General features: G+C 69.6%; 18 protein-coding genes. 7 read left to right on the top strand and 11 right to left on the bottom strand.

Going from position 1 to position 15,679, the window contains the following annotated elements; all coding sequences use genetic code 11:
• Positions 1–4: 4 nt before the first annotated feature.
• Positions 5–778 carry a TetR/AcrR family transcriptional regulator gene (locus tag A5655_RS04075; protein WP_067005834.1) on the bottom strand — a complete coding sequence of 258 codons (774 nt, stop codon included), beginning with the start codon at positions 776–778 and terminating at the stop codon, positions 5–7.
• Positions 779–956: 178 nt separating this feature from the next.
• On the opposite strand from A5655_RS04075, the gene A5655_RS04080 reads away from it, so the two are divergent.
• Positions 957–1,457: an isoprenylcysteine carboxylmethyltransferase family protein gene (locus tag A5655_RS04080; protein ID WP_231999059.1), complete on the top strand. Its 501-nt coding sequence runs from the start codon at positions 957–959 to the stop codon at positions 1,455–1,457.
• Positions 1,458–1,545: 88 nt separating this feature from the next.
• Positions 1,546–2,712: a PE family protein gene (locus A5655_RS29175; protein WP_067005837.1), complete on the top strand. Its 1,167-nt coding sequence runs from the start codon at positions 1,546–1,548 to the stop codon at positions 2,710–2,712.
• Positions 2,713–2,753: 41 nt separating this feature from the next.
• Here the strand turns inward: A5655_RS29175 and A5655_RS04090 are convergent, their stop codons facing one another.
• From A5655_RS04090 to A5655_RS04120, 7 genes are all read right to left on the bottom strand, one after another.
• Entirely contained in the window at positions 2,754–3,044 is a 291-nt protein-coding gene (locus tag A5655_RS04090) for a hypothetical protein (RefSeq protein ID WP_067005840.1), read from the bottom strand.
• Between the two features lie 37 nt (positions 3,045–3,081).
• The gene (locus A5655_RS04095; protein ID WP_067005842.1) at positions 3,082–4,620 is read right to left on the bottom strand and encodes a multicopper oxidase family protein; all 1,539 of its coding nucleotides are present in this window, start codon (positions 4,618–4,620) and stop codon (positions 3,082–3,084) included.
• Positions 4,617–5,018 carry a hypothetical protein gene (locus A5655_RS04100; RefSeq protein ID WP_197508589.1) on the bottom strand — a complete coding sequence of 134 codons (402 nt, stop codon included), beginning with the start codon at positions 5,016–5,018 and terminating at the stop codon, positions 4,617–4,619. Before A5655_RS04100 ends, A5655_RS04095 begins: the two co-directional genes overlap by 4 nt.
• A 2-nt stretch (positions 5,019–5,020) precedes the next feature.
• Positions 5,021–5,389: a DoxX family protein gene (locus tag A5655_RS04105; protein ID WP_067005844.1), complete on the bottom strand. Its 369-nt coding sequence runs from the start codon at positions 5,387–5,389 to the stop codon at positions 5,021–5,023.
• A 121-nt stretch (positions 5,390–5,510) separates the two neighbouring features.
• The gene (locus A5655_RS04110) at positions 5,511–5,984 is read right to left on the bottom strand and encodes a MarR family winged helix-turn-helix transcriptional regulator (RefSeq protein ID WP_067005846.1); all 474 of its coding nucleotides are present in this window, start codon (positions 5,982–5,984) and stop codon (positions 5,511–5,513) included.
• 95 nt (positions 5,985–6,079) lie between these two features.
• Positions 6,080–6,703, bottom strand: coding sequence for an MBL fold metallo-hydrolase (locus A5655_RS04115; protein WP_067005848.1), 624 nt, complete (start codon positions 6,701–6,703; stop codon positions 6,080–6,082).
• Entirely contained in the window at positions 6,703–7,788 is a 1,086-nt protein-coding gene (locus A5655_RS04120) for an S-(hydroxymethyl)mycothiol dehydrogenase (RefSeq protein WP_067005850.1), read from the bottom strand. The genes A5655_RS04115 and A5655_RS04120 overlap by 1 nt, the downstream gene beginning before the upstream one ends.
• A gap of 168 nt (positions 7,789–7,956) precedes the next feature.
• Here A5655_RS04120 and A5655_RS04125 point away from each other — a divergent pair, with 168 nt between their 5' ends.
• The 3 genes from A5655_RS04125 (at position 7,957) to A5655_RS04135 (ending at position 10,447) form a co-directional block, all read left to right on the top strand.
• Positions 7,957–8,976, top strand: a complete 1,020-nt coding sequence (locus tag A5655_RS04125) for a class I SAM-dependent methyltransferase (RefSeq protein ID WP_231999063.1) — start codon at positions 7,957–7,959, stop codon at positions 8,974–8,976.
• On the top strand, positions 8,976–9,788 hold the full coding sequence (locus A5655_RS04130; protein ID WP_067005852.1) for a serine hydrolase: 813 nt from the start codon (positions 8,976–8,978) through the stop codon (positions 9,786–9,788). The genes A5655_RS04125 and A5655_RS04130 overlap by 1 nt, the downstream gene beginning before the upstream one ends.
• Positions 9,789–9,934: 146 nt before the next feature.
• On the top strand, positions 9,935–10,447 hold the full coding sequence (locus A5655_RS04135; RefSeq protein WP_067005932.1) for a DUF3145 domain-containing protein: 513 nt from the start codon (positions 9,935–9,937) through the stop codon (positions 10,445–10,447).
• Here the strand turns inward: A5655_RS04135 and A5655_RS04140 are convergent.
• From A5655_RS04140 to A5655_RS04150, 3 genes are all read right to left on the bottom strand, one after another.
• The gene (locus tag A5655_RS04140) at positions 10,444–10,962 is read right to left on the bottom strand and encodes a hypothetical protein (protein WP_067005854.1); all 519 of its coding nucleotides are present in this window, start codon (positions 10,960–10,962) and stop codon (positions 10,444–10,446) included. The genes A5655_RS04135 and A5655_RS04140 overlap by 4 nt on opposite strands.
• Before the next feature lie 70 nt (positions 10,963–11,032).
• Complete coding sequence (locus A5655_RS04145) at positions 11,033–11,941, bottom strand: diacylglycerol kinase (protein ID WP_067005856.1); 909 nt, start codon at positions 11,939–11,941, stop codon at positions 11,033–11,035.
• Positions 11,938–13,518, bottom strand: a complete 1,581-nt coding sequence (locus A5655_RS04150) for an FAD-binding oxidoreductase (protein ID WP_067005934.1) — start codon at positions 13,516–13,518, stop codon at positions 11,938–11,940. Before A5655_RS04150 ends, A5655_RS04145 begins: the two co-directional genes overlap by 4 nt.
• 47 nt (positions 13,519–13,565) lie before the next feature.
• On the opposite strand from A5655_RS04150, the gene A5655_RS04155 reads away from it, so the two are divergent.
• Both A5655_RS04155 and A5655_RS04160 read left to right on the top strand, forming a co-directional pair.
• Positions 13,566–14,135, top strand: coding sequence for a TetR/AcrR family transcriptional regulator (locus tag A5655_RS04155; protein WP_067005858.1), 570 nt, complete (start codon positions 13,566–13,568; stop codon positions 14,133–14,135).
• Positions 14,123–15,664 (top strand): glycerol-3-phosphate dehydrogenase/oxidase, encoded by a 1,542-nt coding sequence (locus tag A5655_RS04160; RefSeq protein WP_067005860.1) that lies wholly within the window; start codon positions 14,123–14,125, stop codon positions 15,662–15,664. The genes A5655_RS04155 and A5655_RS04160 overlap by 13 nt, the downstream gene beginning before the upstream one ends.
• Positions 15,665–15,679 lie beyond the last annotated feature (15 nt).

The raw sequence follows: 15,679 nt of genomic DNA on the forward strand, positions 1-15,679 counted from the left end.
AGTCTCAGGCTTGCGTACCAACGGCATTGAGGAACATGGACGTGAACGCCGCGCACACCTGCTCCAGATCGGGCATCTCCCAGTCCGGCCGCCCGGCAGCGGGACGGAACAACGCGTGGGCCAGCAGGGGCCCGGTCAGTTGCTCCACCAACAAGGGGATCGGAATGTCGCGGATCGCGCCCGCGCCCGCCTGCCGCTGTAGCCATCCCCCCACGATGGCCTGCTCACGAGGAAAGTACTCGGCAAAGACCTGGGCGACGGCTCCGCGCGGGCTGGCCAGCAGATCGGCCAGCATCGCCGGCGCCACCCGAGGTTCACGCGTCAGGCCGGTCACCATCGCCTCGTAAAAGCCGGCCACCGTTTCCTCGATGCGCACCGCTTCGTCGGAGAACAGGGCGGCCAGGTCGCTCAGCGGGCTGTAACGCTCGTAAATCGCCGCGAACAACCGGTCCCGCGTGCCGAATATGGCCTGCAAGCTCGCGACGGAGCAATCCGCCGACACGGCAACGGATTCCAGCGTCACGGACGCGAGCCCCCGATCGCTGATCAACCAGGCTCCGGCTTCGATCGCGCGTTCGCGCACCGGCCGTCCGCCGGGATCGACGCCGGCGGCGCGCACCGCCTCGTCCAACGCCCGCCGGGATCCCCCGATCCGGCGCAGCAGCGTGCTGCGCGAGATCCCGGCAGCCTCCGCGAGCGTGCCCAATGGCACCTCGGCCACCGGCCGGCCGCACCGCTTCGCGGCGGCGTGGGCGGCGTCCACCAGGTCCGGTGACACTTCTAATTCATTGCCTGTTGACATCTTACTAGGCATATCACATAGAATAGTATCACAGTGATGTCTCGGCCTGGGAGACAAGGCGATTCGCCATGAGAGGGGTGCGACCACGATGGCCGGATACGTCGCCGCGTCTATCCTCATCGTCCTAATTGCGACGGTGCTGACGAGAGTCCTCATGCTGCGCAGAAGCGGCACGCGGGCAATGCATTTCGGAAACCTCGACAAGACGGATTTTCTGATCCCGCCGGTCGCGCTGTTCTACTTCTATACGATTTTCGCCGCCGCGTTCGACTGGCCGCTGGTGAGCCGGCAGCGGTTCTTTCATTCGGATGTCGCGGCGTGGGCGGGGATCGCGGTTTGCCTCGTCGGGTTGTCGGTCCTGGCGGGCAGCCTGGTCTCGTTCGGCCGCAGCTTCCGCGTCGGCATCGACGTCGATCATCCCGACGAGTTGGTCACGACGGGCATCTTTTCGGTGACCCGCAACCCGATCTATGTCGGCTTCGCTCTGATCTTGATCGGCGAGTTCCTCGTTTTCCCGAACTGGATCCCGTTGGCCTACCTCGCCGGCGGGTTCGCGCTGTTCCACCGCCAGGTGCTGCGCGAGGAAGAATTCATGCGCGGCCACTACGGCGAGCAATACCGCCAGTACTGCCAACAAGTGCGGAGATACGTGTAGGTCGCCGGGCGGCGGCCGACTTGCCTGAACCCTAGGATGTTCGTTCCGGCCGCGCTACGATCCTGGCAGCTGAGCTGGGAGGTGGCTCATGTCGCACGTGACCGCTACGCCGCACATGTTGGCGGCTGCGGCCGGGGATCTGGCCTCGGTCGGGTCGACGATAAGCGCGGCCAACGCGAGTGCGGCGGCCGGGACAGCGGGAGTCGACCCTCCGGGCGGCGACGCCGTGTCGGCGTTCGTATCGGCACTGTTTACCGCGCACTCCAAGGCCTATCAGGCCGCCGGCGCCCAAGCCGCCTACTTCCACAACCAGTTCGTGCAGGCCCTGCACGCCAGCGCGGGATCGTATGCCGGTACCGAAGCCGTCAACGCGTCGCCCCTGCAGAAGGTGCAGGAATTCATCGGCACGGCCAGCCAGACTCCCGCAGGGCACCTGATCGGCAACGGCGCCCACGGGGCGATGGATGCCGCGCAACACGCAGGCACCGGCGGGCCGGTCACCAGCGGCGGCACCCCCGCGCCCGTCGCCGGCAACCACGCGGGCGCTGGGGTCGGAGCTTCCGCCGGCGACGGCCGGGCGGCCGCGGTCGGTGGCCCGCAAAGCGGCAATGCCGGAGGCGGGGCCAACGCCGTCACCACCGGTGACGGCGGCGGCCCGGGTGGCGGCGGCGGGGGCGGATCCGCCGGGTCCGCCGGGTCCGCCGACCAGGGTGGCGTGATCGTCAGCGGCGGCAGCGCCACGGCGGCGGCCGCCCCGGCCGCTTGGGCACCGGCGGCCCCGGCGGCGCCATTGGCGCCGGGCGTGGCGACGCCGCCGGCGGCACCCGCCGTGATGGCGACCGGCTACCCGGTCTCGCCGATGCTCTCGGGGCTTGGCGCGGAGGGAGTCAGCGGCCACGCCGCGGCCGTAGGCGGCCTGGGCGAACCGGTGACGCCGGCGGCCTCCGCCGCGGCGCCATCCCCGGCGACCGCCCCGGCCATACCGACGGCACCGACGGCACCGAAGGCGCTGCACCAGGCCGGCCCGGCGCACGACGGCGACCACTCGGATCACTCCGACCGCGACAAACCGGCGCTGCTGCTTCCCATACCGCCGCTTCGGCTACCGAGCCTTAGGGGGTTGCGCGGCAAGCTGCGGTTGGGGCTTCGCGACAGGGAGGAATGGCGAAACGAGCTTCGCGAGGCCGCGACCAGCAAGCCGTGGGGGCGCGAGGAACTTCTGGGCGCCCTCGGCCTTCGACCGCCCGGGAACTAACGCCCGTTCCGGCACAACAACACTCGAGACGAAGATCTTCGTTACGCCCGCGGGGCCGAGCCAGCCGATTTGATGACACGCAGCAGTTCGTGCAGCCGGGGAGCGTCGGCGCTGTGGGCGTATGCGCCGAGCCACTCAGTGAGCTTGGTTATCAGTTCGGACGTTATCGGCGCGCCCTGTTGTGCCATGGTTTGCAGCGCTGTGTCGATCGCGGTATAGCACTCGCCCGAGCCGATCGCGGCGTAAAACCGGCTGCGGTCGCGGTCGGTGAGCGCGGGGCTGATCAAGTCAGCCAGTTCCCACGCCAGGTCGGATTCGGCCCTATCGTCCACGCCCTCAATCTTCGTCGGCCCGGGCCGTTTCGGCGACTCAGAGCGTGACGAAGTCGGCCATCATCGCCATGTCTTCGTGCTCGAGGTTATGGCAATGCACGAGATAGGTTCCGCGGTAGTCGGTGAATTGGACGGCGACCTCCACCGCCCCGGACGGCGCGACGTCGACGGTGTCTTTCCATCCGAGATCGTAGGGGCCCGGGGCCCTGTTGTTGCGTGAGAGGACCTGGAAGTGGTTGAGATGCACATGGATCGGGTGGCGGATGTCGGTGATGAATCGCCAGATCTCGACATCACCCAGGCGCGGTGTGGCCAGCGGGACCCCGGGCTTGTACGGCTTGTTGTTGATCGCCCAGACGCCGCCGCGGCCCTGTCCGAACAGGAAGGTGCGGGTGGCCACGGCGCGACCAGCCTCTAGCGGGGCGTAGCTTTCACTGAGTTTCTCGGGAATCGCCGTGTCGTCCGACCGGTCGGTACCGACGACGTCGAAGCGCATGATCTCCGAGGTGGACTGCGTCCCAAGCGCATTGGTGAGCCTGATCCGGGTTCCCGCCGGGTAGCGGGAGAAGTCGACGACAAGGTCGAACCGTTCGGCCGGGGCGAGGTCGATCGCGTCGTGGTTGATCGGCGCGGGCAGCAGGCCGCCGTCGCTTCCTATTTGGGTGAACGCGGACCCGCCGGGAGGTGGCGGGTCGAGCTGCAGCCGGTACCGGCGCGCGTTGGAGGCGTTGAGAACCCGGAATCGGTACCGCGCGGGGTCGGTTTCCAGCACCGGCCAGGGCGCCCCGTTGACCAGCACGACGTCGCCGAGCACACCGTTCATGTAGGGCAGGGCGACGTCGCCGCTTTCCGTGGTCGGGTACTGGAACGAGCCGTCGGCGCCGAAGGACCGATCGGCGATCATCAGCGGTATGTCGCGGCGGCCCCGCGGCAGTGGCAGCGCGTCCTCTTCGTCGTCGCGCACGATGTGGAAACCGGCGAGCCCGCGCCAGACGGCCTGACCGGTGTAGCCCATCCGGTGATCGTGATACCAGAGCGTGGCCGCGCGTTGCTGCATTGGGTAGACGTACTCACGCTGCCCGACAACGGAGTTGCGCGACATGCCGGGCATGCCGGTATGGCCCGCGGCGTGTGGCGCATGTGGCTCGAGGAGGTCGAGCGGGTACCCATCGCTGTCCGGCGGGGTGTGGCCGCCATGCAGGTGCACGGCGACCGGAACCGGGAGGGCATTGTGATGGCGGATCGCGGTTCGCCGGCCCGACCGCGACTCGATCGTGGGCCCGGGAAACGTTCCGCCGTAGGTCCACGCCCGCGTCGCCAGCCCGGGCAGTATCGCCAAGTCGGCGACCCGCTGGGTGATGGTGTAGTAGTCCGTCGTGCCGTCGGTTTCGTTGGGGGCCAGCCGGACCGGGATGGGCAGCGGCGCCAGATAGCGCGGCGGCAGCGGCGCACGGCTGGCCAGCAGCGTGCCGGGCTCGGCGGGGCCCAGCGCTGTTTGCGCCGCCGGCAACGCGGCTCCGACGACGCCCACACCCGCGGTGAGCAGGCCCGCGCGCAGCACGGCGCGGCGGTTCATGGTGTCGCCTCGAGCTCGGCGACGACGCGTCGCACCGGCAGGGGAATACGCCAGACCATCGTCACCAGTTGGACAATCCCGGTGACCAGCAGCACACCGAGCGGGATGTGCAGGGCGGTGAAGCGCAGTTCGCCGGTCGCGAACTCGGCGACGAGCAGCAGGGTCTGCACGACGCCGGCGAAGAAGGGGCCCCGCCGGCGAGTGCTGCGCCAGACCCAGGCCAGGATCACGATCTGCACCGCGGAGGTGATGGTGATCGCCCTGGCGCCAAGCGCGTGCAGCCGCAGCGCGTCGTACTGGCCGCCGAGGAAGTTGCCGGCCAGGATCGCCTGCGTGAGCGCCCAGGCGACCATCAACGCGGTGCTGAAGCGCGCCAACAGCAATGGAACGCGTGCCATGTTCACAAGACCCCCGGGTGGGCGGCGATCGCGGCCGACAGCGCGGCGCAGTTGAGCGCGAGCAGGAACGCGCCGAACATCATCTGGCCGGTGATGTCGTGGGCAAGCACGTGGGTGTAGACGGCGCAGACGAAAAAGACGACCAGTCCCGCCGCGGCCGCGATGCCGATGGCCGGAACCCACAGGCCGACAACGAGTCCGACGGTGCCCAGGGTCTTCAATGTTCCGATGGGAAACCTCAACCACGAGACCGGGACGCCCGCGCTCGCCATCCCCGGGAGAATCGGCGCGAAGTGAACCAGCGCCGCGACGCCCGAGAATCCATCGAAGGCGATCGCGATGAGCGTTACGACGAGATATGCGGTGTGCACGTCGCTCTCCTATCGGAGCAAATTAATCACAGATGATGATCATCATCATATGTGACAATTACGAGCGATGCCAGACCCCCAAGGGTCCGAGCAAGGAGCGGACGCGGCGCGCGCGTCGCGCTCAAGCCAACCGCGGGTGAACTCCCGGGATGAGTCCCGCCCCGGCGGCGACTCGCTGCAAAAGTCGTCGCAGCGTGGCGCGTTCCTTGGCGGATAGCGGTGCGGCGATCTCATTTTCAAGCTCAAGGCCCTGGTCGTGCAGGGCCGGCAGCAGGCGCCGGGCCTTGGCGGTGAGCGTCACGGCCACCGCCCGCCTGTCGTCGGGATGGGTCAACCGTTTGGCCAGCCCGCGTTGCTCGAGGCTGTCGATCACCATGACCATGGCGTTGCGGTGGATGCCGAGGCGCTCGGAAAGCTCGCGCTGCGACTGCCCGTCGGCGCTGGCCAGTGCCAGCAGCACCGCGTATGTGCGCGGGTCGGCGCCGATCGGCGCCAGCCGGCGCTGGAAATCGCTGCTGACGTGGGCGCCCAGCTGCGAAAGCAGAAATGGGATCCGTTCGTCGAGTTCGGTGATGCCGGAGCCCTGTTCACTCATTGGCCAAGGCTACATCGGCCGCGAGCGCGTTGATAATCACAGCGTGTGATAATACACGCTGATGACGGAGTTGAGTTGGTTTAGGCCGTAGCGACCTAATGGCCGCGGGCCACCCACTCCTCGTAGTGCACGATCTCGTCGCCGATGGTGGTGCTGTCGCCGTGACCCGTGTGCACGATGGTCTCGCCGGGCAGCGTGCCGAGGCGCTCCGAGATGGACTGCAGGATCGTCGGGAAATCGGAGTACGAGCGGCCCGTCGCGCCGGGGCCGCCGGAGAACAGGGTGTCCCCGCTGAACACGATGCCCAGGTCGTGCGAATACCAGCACACCGATCCGGGGGAGTGGCCCGGCGTGTGCAGCGCCCGCAGCTCCGTGCCTGCCACGCTCAGCGTCTCACCGTCACACACCGAGCGGAAGTCCGTGTCCGGGTGGGTCATTCGCCACAGTACCTCGTCGGCCGGGTGCAGCAGCACCGGCGCGTCGAGCGTCTCGCCGAGTTCCGGCGCGACCGTCACGTGGTCGTTGTGCCCATGCGTGCACACCACGGCTACCACGTGGCGGCCACCCACGGCCTCGACGATCGGTGCCGCGTCGTGGGCGGCGTCGAACACCACGACATTGGAGTTGTCGCCGATCAGCCAGATGTTGTTGTCGACTTCCCAGCTGCCGCCGTCCAATTCGAACGTGCCGTGGGTCACCACGCGATCGATGTTCACCATCAGAGCACCACCACCGAACGTAATATCTTGCCGCCGTGCATCTTGTGGAACGCCTCCTCGACGTCGTCGAGGCCGATGCGCTCGGAGACGAACTTGTCCAACGGCAGCCGGCCCTGCAGGTACAGGTCGATCAGGGTGGGGAAGTCGCGTTCGGGCAGGCAGTCGCCGTACCACGACGACTTCAGCGACCCGCCGTGGCTGAAGAAGTCCACCAGCGGCATGTCCAGGCGCATGTCGGGCGTCGGAACACCCACCAGCACAACGGTTCCCGCGAGGTCGCGGGCGTAGAAGGCCTGCTGCCAGGTCTCGGGCCGGCCCACCGCGTCGATCGCCACGTTGACGCCGAAGCCGTCGGTGAGGTCCTGGATGGTCTGCACCACGTCGAATTCGCGGGCGTTGATCGTGTGGGTGGCGCCGAACTTGCGGGCGAGGTCCAGCTTCGTGTTGTCGGTGTCGACGGCGATGATCTGGCGGGCCCCGACCAGCGCGGCCCCCGCGATCGCGGCATCGCCCACGCCGCCGCAACCGATCACGGCGACGGTGTCGTCGCGGGTCACCGCCCCGGTGTTGATCGCCGCGCCGATGCCGGCCATCACGCCGCAGCCCAGCAGCCCGGCGACCGCGGGGTCGGCCTGCGGGTCGACCTTGGTGCATTGGCCGGAATGCACCAGCGTCTTGTCGGCGAACGCCCCGATGCCCAGCGCCGGGGTCAGTTCGGTGCCGTCGGTCAACGTCATCTTCTGTTCGGCGTTGAACGTGTCGAAGCAGTACTGCGGGCGGCCGCGCTTGCAGGCCCGGCACTGCCCGCACACGGCGCGCCAGTTCAGGATCACGAAGTCGCCCGGCTCGACGGCCGTCACGTCCGGCCCGACCGCTTCGACGCGGCCGGCGGCCTCGTGGCCCAACAGGAACGGGTACTCGTCGTTGATGCCGCCCTCGCGGTAGGTCAGGTCGGTGTGGCAGACCCCGCAGGCGACGACGTCGACCACCGCCTCACCGGGCCCGGGGTCGGGGACGACGATGTCGACCAGCTCGACGGGTTCGCCCTTCTTGCGTGAAATCACTCCGCGCACTGTCTGACTCATGGGCACCAACCTACTGTTGGGCCCGCCGCGTGGTGGCGTCGAGTCGGTACTGAGATCGCCCGGGCCGCCGAAATGCGCGCGCTGAGCGCAGACTCGGCGCGTAACCGCTCGGGTGTAGCGTCGCTCAGCGTGACGGCTAGCGAAACCACCGAGGAATTCGCCGGGCGAATGGTCGCGGCCATCGACGGCGCGAGCCTCACCATCCTGCTGAGCATCGGGCACCAGACCGGCCTGCTCGACACGCTGGCCGGGCTTCCGCCCGCCACCAGCGCGCAGATCGCCGAGGCCGCCGGACTCAACGAACGCTACGTGCGGGAGTGGCTGGCCGGCATGGTCACCGGGCACGTCGTCGACTACGACCCGGCCGGCGCCACCTACACGTTGCCCGCCCATCGGGCGGCCGCGCTCACCCGTGCCGCCGGCCCGGACAACCTCGCCCTCGTCGCCCTGTTCCTCCCGCAGCTCGGCGAGGTGGAGCAGAAGATCGTCGGCTGCTTCCGCGCGGGCGGCGGGCTGCCGTACAGCGAGTTCCCGCGCTTCCACGCGCTGATGGCCGAGCAGAGCGCCGCGGTGTTCGACCTCGCGCTCGTCGACGTCGTGCTGCCGCTGGTCGACGGGCTGCCGGATCGCCTGCGCTCCGGGGCCGACGTGGCCGACTTCGGCTGCGGCAGCGGACACGCGATCAACGTGATGGCACAGGCGTTCCCGGCGAGCCGCTTCACCGGCATCGACTTCTCCGACGAGGCGATCGCCACCGGCGTCGCCGAGGCCGCCCGCCTCGGCCTGACGAACGCGACCTTCGAAAGCCACAACCTGACCCGGCTCGACAAACAGGACGCCTACGACGTCATCACCACGTTCGATGCCATCCACGATCAGGCGCAGCCCGCACGGGTGCTGGAGAACATCTACCGCGCGCTACGCCCCGGCGGCGTTTTCCTGATGGCCGACATCAAGGCGTCGAGCCGGCTCGAGGAGAACGTCGACGTCCCGATGAGCACCTACCTGTACACCGTGTCGCTGATGCACTGCATGACGGTGTCGCTGGCCTTGGACGGCGTCGGGCTGGGCACCGCGTGGGGGACGCAGCTGGCCACCTCGATGCTCGCCGACGCCGGGTTCGACGACGTCGAGGTGACCGAGATCGAGGGCGACCCGATCAACAACTACTACATCGCCCGGAAGTGATGGCGGCCCTCGACTCGATCGCTGACTGGCCGGTGACGGCTGCGGCCGCCGCAATCATCGGACCCGATGGGGTGCTGGCCAGTCACGGCGACACCGGGCGGGTCTTCGAGCTGGCCTCGGTGACCAAGCCGCTGGTGGCCCGCGCCGCCCAGGTCGCCATCGAGGAGGGGGTCGTCGAGCTGGACACGCCGGCCGGGCCGCCCGGCTCCACGGTCCGGCACCTGCTGGCGCACGCGTCGGGCCTGGCGATGCACAACGATCGGGTGCTGGCCAAGCCCGGCACCCGGCGGATGTATTCAAACCAGGGCTTTGCCGTGCTGGCCGAGACTCTGGAGGCGGAGTCGGGGATCGAGTTCGGCCGCTATCTCGCCGAGGCGGTGTGCGAACCGCTCGGCATGGCGGCGACCCGGCTGAACGGCGGCGCGGCGGCCGCCGGCTTCGGCGCGACGTCCACGGTCGCCGACCTGGCGGCCTTCGCTCGCGAGCTGCTGCGGCCGGCCACGGTGTCGGCGGCGCTGCACGCCGAGGCCACGACCGTGCAATTTCCCGGCCTGGACGGGGTTCTGCCCGGCTACGGGGTGCAGCGGCCCAACGACTGGGGCCTGGGCTTCGAGATCCGGGACGCCAAATCGCCGCACTGGACGGGGTCGCGCAACTCGGCGCGGACGTACGGCCATTTCGGCCAGTCGGGCGGGTTTATCTGGGCGGATCCGGAGGCGGAGCTGGCGCTGGTGGTGCTGACCGACCGGGACTTCGGGGAGTGGGCGATCGCGCCGTGGCCTGCGCTTTCGGACCTGGTGCTGGCCGAGTGATATTTGGCCACTCCGCACACTAGCGCAACAGGGGTATCAGAGGGCACAATAGACACGCAGGACACAAAAATTTACATGCATCCCGCTTTCACGGGTCCACCAGGTCGTTGGGGAAGACGTCCCTCGTGGAACCGAAGGAGCAGGAGATGCGTGCGTCGAATCAATTTGCCGACGTGACGACCGGCGTGGTGTACGTGCACGCCTCGCCCGCGGCGGTGTGCCCGCACGTCGAGTGGGCGTTGTCGTCGACCCTGCAGTCCAGGGCCAACCTGGTCTGGACGCCGCAGCCGGCGATGCCGGGGCAGCTGCGCGCGGTCACCAACTGGGTCGGGCCGGTGGGCACGGGCGCCCGGTTGGCCAACGCCCTGCGCTCCTGGTCGGTGCTGCGCTTCGAGGTCACCGAGGACCCGAGCCCCGGGGTCGACGGCCAGCGGTTCAGCCATACCCCGCAGCTCGGCCTGTGGAGCGGGTCGATGAGCGCCAACGGCGACGTCATGGTAGGCGAGATGCGGCTGCGATCGATGATGGCCCAGGGCGCCGACTACTTGGCGGCCGAGCTGGATTCGGTGCTGGGAACGGCGTGGGACGAGGCGCTCGAGGTGTATCGCGACGGCGGCGACGCGGGCGAGGTGACCTGGCTCAGCCGGGGCGTCGGCTAGACGACCGGCGGGCTAAACGGGGTGGCGGTCACGGGCATTTCGACACTGCCCTTGCAGGCGCCGTTCAAGATGTCCATGTGAAGCACGCCGGTGAGGCTGCCGTCGGGGCTGGGCGTCAGGGCCGTTATCGACCTCGCCGCGTCGTGTTCCACGACGCCGCCGAACAGCGGGCAATCCCATTGCCGGTTTATCTGCTGCACCCACTGGGACCCGTTCCAGGCGTATTGGACAGATCGCTGCATGTACGGATTCTTGGGCGCCGGCGGCTCGCTGACCGCGGCGACGCAGACGCCCGTCGAGCAGCTGGAAGTGAACGAGTAGCTGGCCCGTTGGGCGTATTCGGGCTGGCGGGCCGCCAGGCTGGTGCCGACTTTTTGGTTGGCGGAGAAGGTCAGCAGATAGGGCCCGTCCCAGGACGAGGCCGCGCCGGCGACAGCCGTAGGCGCAACCGCCAGAGAACAGCCCAGCGACGCAGCCCCCAACGCGAGCAGCGCGGTCTTGCGGTGTCCCGACATCTTTCCTCCCGATGAGCAGGTATATCAAGATGTCGCTTTCGGTGTCCGAGTTGTTACAACGCCGTGATCCTCATCGGGCCGGTCGCAAGATCCGGGCCGCGGCCGGGACCGCGGAAATCTCGGCGGGCAGCGCGCAGGCGAAGTCGCCGTCGGCGTAGACGTTGATGCCGGGGCATTCCACGTGGATGGTCTTGGCGCGCGCCGTGGTCACCTCGTCGAGGTCGACGTGCGTGCCCTTCATGACGGTGGGGAACAGCCGGACCAGCTTCGTGCGGGACGCCGAATGCGCCATGGTGATGTCGAGCAGCCCGTCGGTGGGATCGGCGTGGGGACAGATCAGCAGGCCGCCGCCGTAGCTGCGGGTGTTGCCGAAGGCCGCCAGCGTGATGTCGGCGTCGATCTCCCGGGTGCCGTCGAACACCATGCGAAACGGCAAGAGCCGCAGCTGCGACAGCTCGGCCAGCATCGCGATGTAGTAGCGCAGCCGCCCGTGCGGCCAGGTCATCCGGTTGGCGCGATCGGTCACCAGGGAGTCGAACCCGGTGGCCGCGACGGTCCCGAACCACTTCTCGGTGTTGTCCCACTGGATCCGGCCCAGGTCGATGGTTTCCGTCCAGCCGTCGACGACGACGTCGGCGGCGGCCGCGGGATCCTTTGTGGGAATGCCGAATTCGCGGGCGTGGTCGTTGCCGGTGCCGGCCGGGATGATGCCCAGCGGGACGTCGGTGCCCGCCAGCACCTGCAGGGCGTTGGAGACCACACCGTCGCCGCCGGTCACCATGACCGCGTCGGTTCCCCGTTCGATCTCGGCGGCGACCAGGTGGCGCGCGTCCTCGGCGTCGTCGCCGATGATCTCGGTGACCTGCACGCCCCGCTCGTGCAGACGCGCGATCGCGACCTGCGCGGCGCGGATCGCGGCGCCGTGACCCGAGACGGGATTGGTCAGCGCGGTGACTTTGCCGACCTCGCGGCGGGTCACGGAATCAGCTTGCCGGGGTTGAGGATTCCGGCCGGGTCGAGCGTCGCCTTGACCGCGCGCAGGACCTGGACGCCCAGCTCGCCGACCTCGTCGCGCATCCAGGGCCGGTGGTCGGCGCCGACCGAATGATGGTGGGTGATGGTTCCGCCGGCGGCGACGATCGCGTCCGAGGCGGCCTTCTTGGCGGCCCACCACTGCTCGATCGGATTGCCGCGCTGCCCGGCGACGACCGTGAAGTACAGCGAAGCGCCGGTGGGGTAGACGTGCGAGATGTGGCACATCACCAGCGCGGGTGTGCCGGATTCGGCCAGCGCGCTCGTAAGCGCATCGGTGACAGCGGCTTTCAGCCTCGGAACGTTGGACCAGTCGGTGGCGGTCTCGAGGGTCTCGCAGAGCGCGCCGGCGGACAGCAGCGAGTCGCGCAGGTACGGCGCGGCGAACCGGCCCCGCTCCCACGCCTGCGCCGGCGCCTCGCCCAGCGACGTGCCGCCCTTGGCCGCCAGCAGCGCGCTGGTCTCGGCGTGCCGGCTCTCGACGTGCTCCTTGGTGCCCTCGAAGGCCGTGATGCCCAGGCAACCGCCGGTGATCTGGCTTTCGCCGATCGCCTCGGTGGTGGCGAGGTTGACCCCGGTCTCGACCTCGTCGGAGAGCCGAATCACGGTGGGGCCGGTGGCGTTTTGCGTGACGGCGCGCAGGGCCGCGGCCCCGGTCTCGAAATCGGGGAACGACCACGCCTCGTAGCGCACGGCTTCGGGGATCCGGTGCACGCGCAGGCGCACTTGGGTGATGACGCCGAGCGTTCCCTCCGAGCCGAGCAGCAGCTGACGCAGGTCGGGGCCCGCGGCCGATTCCGGTGCGCGGCCCAGCTCCATCGTGCCCACCGGTGTGACCATCCGCAGGCCGCGAACCATGTCGTTGAACCGGCCGTAGCCCGCCGAGTCCTGGCCCGACGACCGCGTCGCGGCGAAGCCGCCGATGGTGGCGTACTCGAAGCTCTGCGGGAAGTGGCCGAGCGAAAAGCCGTGTTCGCCGAGCAGGCGTTCGGCGTCCGGCCCGGTGACCCCGGCCCCGAAGACGGCCTGGCCGGACACCTCGTCCAGCTCGATGAGCCGGTCGAAGCGGCGCAGGTCGAGCGACACCACGGCGCCGAACTCGCCGCGGGTGGGGTCGAGACCGCCGACCACGCTGGTGCCGCCGCCGAACGGGATCACGGCGATGCGGTGCTCGGAGCAGTAGCGCAGGACCGCGGCGACGGCGTCGTCGTCCGCGGGCAGCAACACGGCGTCGGGCGCGTCCTGCACCCCGGCATCCCTGCGGCGCAGCAGGTCGAGCGTGGACTTGCCGCCGGCGCGCAGCAGCCGGTCGCGGTCGGCCGTGCGGCAGTGCTCGGCGCCGACGATGCCGGCCAGCGCCTCTTTGTCGGCGGGGGACAACGCTGACGGGCGCAGCTTCACCTGGTCGGCGTCGAGTTCGGGTTGGTCCGAATCCTGCAGGCTCACAGCCTGTTTCAGCAGCGCGCGGATCCCCTCGGAGAGGGGCTTGGCCGCGGCGGGGTCCCCCCATGCGTTCCACTTCATCGGCGGGAGGAGTTGCTCGGCGTGCGTCATGCGTTACAGTATTACACATGCTGTCAATCAGTAACGCTCCGCCGGACACCCGGGACCGGATCCTGTCGGCGGCGGCCAGCTGCGTGGTCGATTTCGGGGTGGACCGGGTCACCCTGGCCGAGATCGCCCGGCGGGCCGGTGTCAGCCGGCCCACCGTGTACCGCCGCTGGCCGGACACCAAGTCGATCGTGGCGGCGCTGCTGACCCAGCGCATCGTCGGCGTGATGCGCGACGCGCCGCTGCTCGGCGACGACCGAGAATCCCTTGTGCGACAGATCGTTACGGTCGCCAACCTGCTTCGTCACGACGAGCTCGTGATGTCGGTGATGCACTCGGAGCTGGCACCGATCTACATCACCGAGCGCCTCGGGGCCAGCCAGCAGATGCTGATCGACGCCCTGGCCGAGCGCCTGCGCGCGGCCCAGCGCCACGGCAGCGTCCGCGCCGGCGATCCGCTGCAGATGGCCACGATGGTGCTGCTCATCGCGCAGTCGACCATCCAGTCCGAGCGGATCGTCCGCCCGATCCTCGACGCCGACGCGCTGGCCGCCGAACTCGCCTACTCGCTCAACGGATACCTGTCGTGACGGCCCTGAACGCCGCGCGGCGCATTGCCGACCTGACCGAACTGGCCGACGGCGAACCGCTGGACGTCGTCGTGATCGGCGGCGGCATCACCGGCGTCGGGATCGCCCTGGACGCCGCGTCGCGGGGCCTGCGGGTGGCGCTGGTGGAAAAACACGACCTGGCGTTCGGCACCAGCCGCTGGAGTTCCAAGCTGGTCCACGGCGGTCTGCGGTACCTGGCGACGGGAAACGTCGGCATCGCCCGGCGCAGCGCCATCGAGCGCGGAATCCTGATGACGCGCAACGCCCCCCATCTCGTTCACGCGATGCCGCAGCTGGTGCCGTTGCTGCCGTCGTTGAGCCACACCAAGCGGGCGCTGGTGCGCGCGGGATTCCTGGCCGGCGACGGGCTGCGGGCGCTGGCGGGGACGCCGTCGTCGGTGCTGCCGCGGTCGCGGCGCGTTTCGGCGGCACGCGCCGTGCAGATGGCACCCACGGTTCGGCGCGACGGCCTCGACGGCGGCCTTCTGGCCTACGACGGGCAGCTGATCGACGACGCACGCCTTGTCACGGCCGTCGCGCGCACCGCGGCGCAACACGGCGCCCGCATCCTGACCTATGTCGCGGCCTCCGAGGCGGCGGGCACCTCGGTGCGGCTGACCGATCAGCGCACGGGACAGTCGTTCGACGTGTCGGCCCGCGCGGTGATCAACGCGGCCGGGGTGTGGGCGGCCGAGCTCGACGATTCGTTGCGGCTGCGGCCCAGCCGCGGGACGCACCTCGTCTTCGACGCTCGGGCGTTCGGGAATCCGACTGCGGCCCTTACGGTTCCGATTCCCGGTGAGCTCAATCGCTTCGTGTTCGCCATGCCCGAACAGCTCGGCCGGGTCTACCTGGGGCTGACCGACGAGGACGCGCCCGGCCCGATCCCGGACGTGCCGGAGCCGTCCGGCGACGAGACCGCGTTCCTGCTGGACACGGTGAACACCGCGCTGGGCAGTCAGCTGGGTGCCTCCGACGTGATCGGCGCCTACGCCGGGCTGCGGCCGCTGATCGACGCCGGTGAGGGCCGCACCGCCGACCTGTCGCGCGAGCACGCCGTCATCGAGGCGCCGTCCGGCGTCATCAGCATCATCGGCGGCAAGCTGACCGAATACCGCCACATGGCCGAGGACGTCCTGGACTTCACCGTCGCCAAGCGGGGGCTGAGCGCGGCCGGCTGCCGGACCCGCGACCTGCCGCTGATCGGGGCGCCGGGCAATCCGGGGCCCGGGGCGGGTTCGGGCGCCGGGTTGCCCGCGTCGCTGGTGGCGCGGTACGGCGCGGAGGCGCCCAACGTCATCGCGAGCGCGAGCTGCGACCGCCCGACCGACCCGGTCGCCGAGGGCATCGACGTGACCCGGGCGGAGTTCGAGTACGCCGTCACCCACGAGTGCGCGCTGGACGTCGACGACATCCTGGACCGGCGAACCCGGATCGGCCTGGTGGCGCGGGATCGCGACCGGGTGGTCGCGGTGGCGGAGGAGTTCCTCGCTGGCGCCGGAAAGTGATAGGCACTATCATTT

It is taken from the genome of Mycobacterium sp. 1081908.1 (genome assembly GCF_001673535.1).
Taxonomy (GTDB): Bacteria; Actinomycetota; Actinomycetes; order Mycobacteriales; family Mycobacteriaceae; genus Mycobacterium.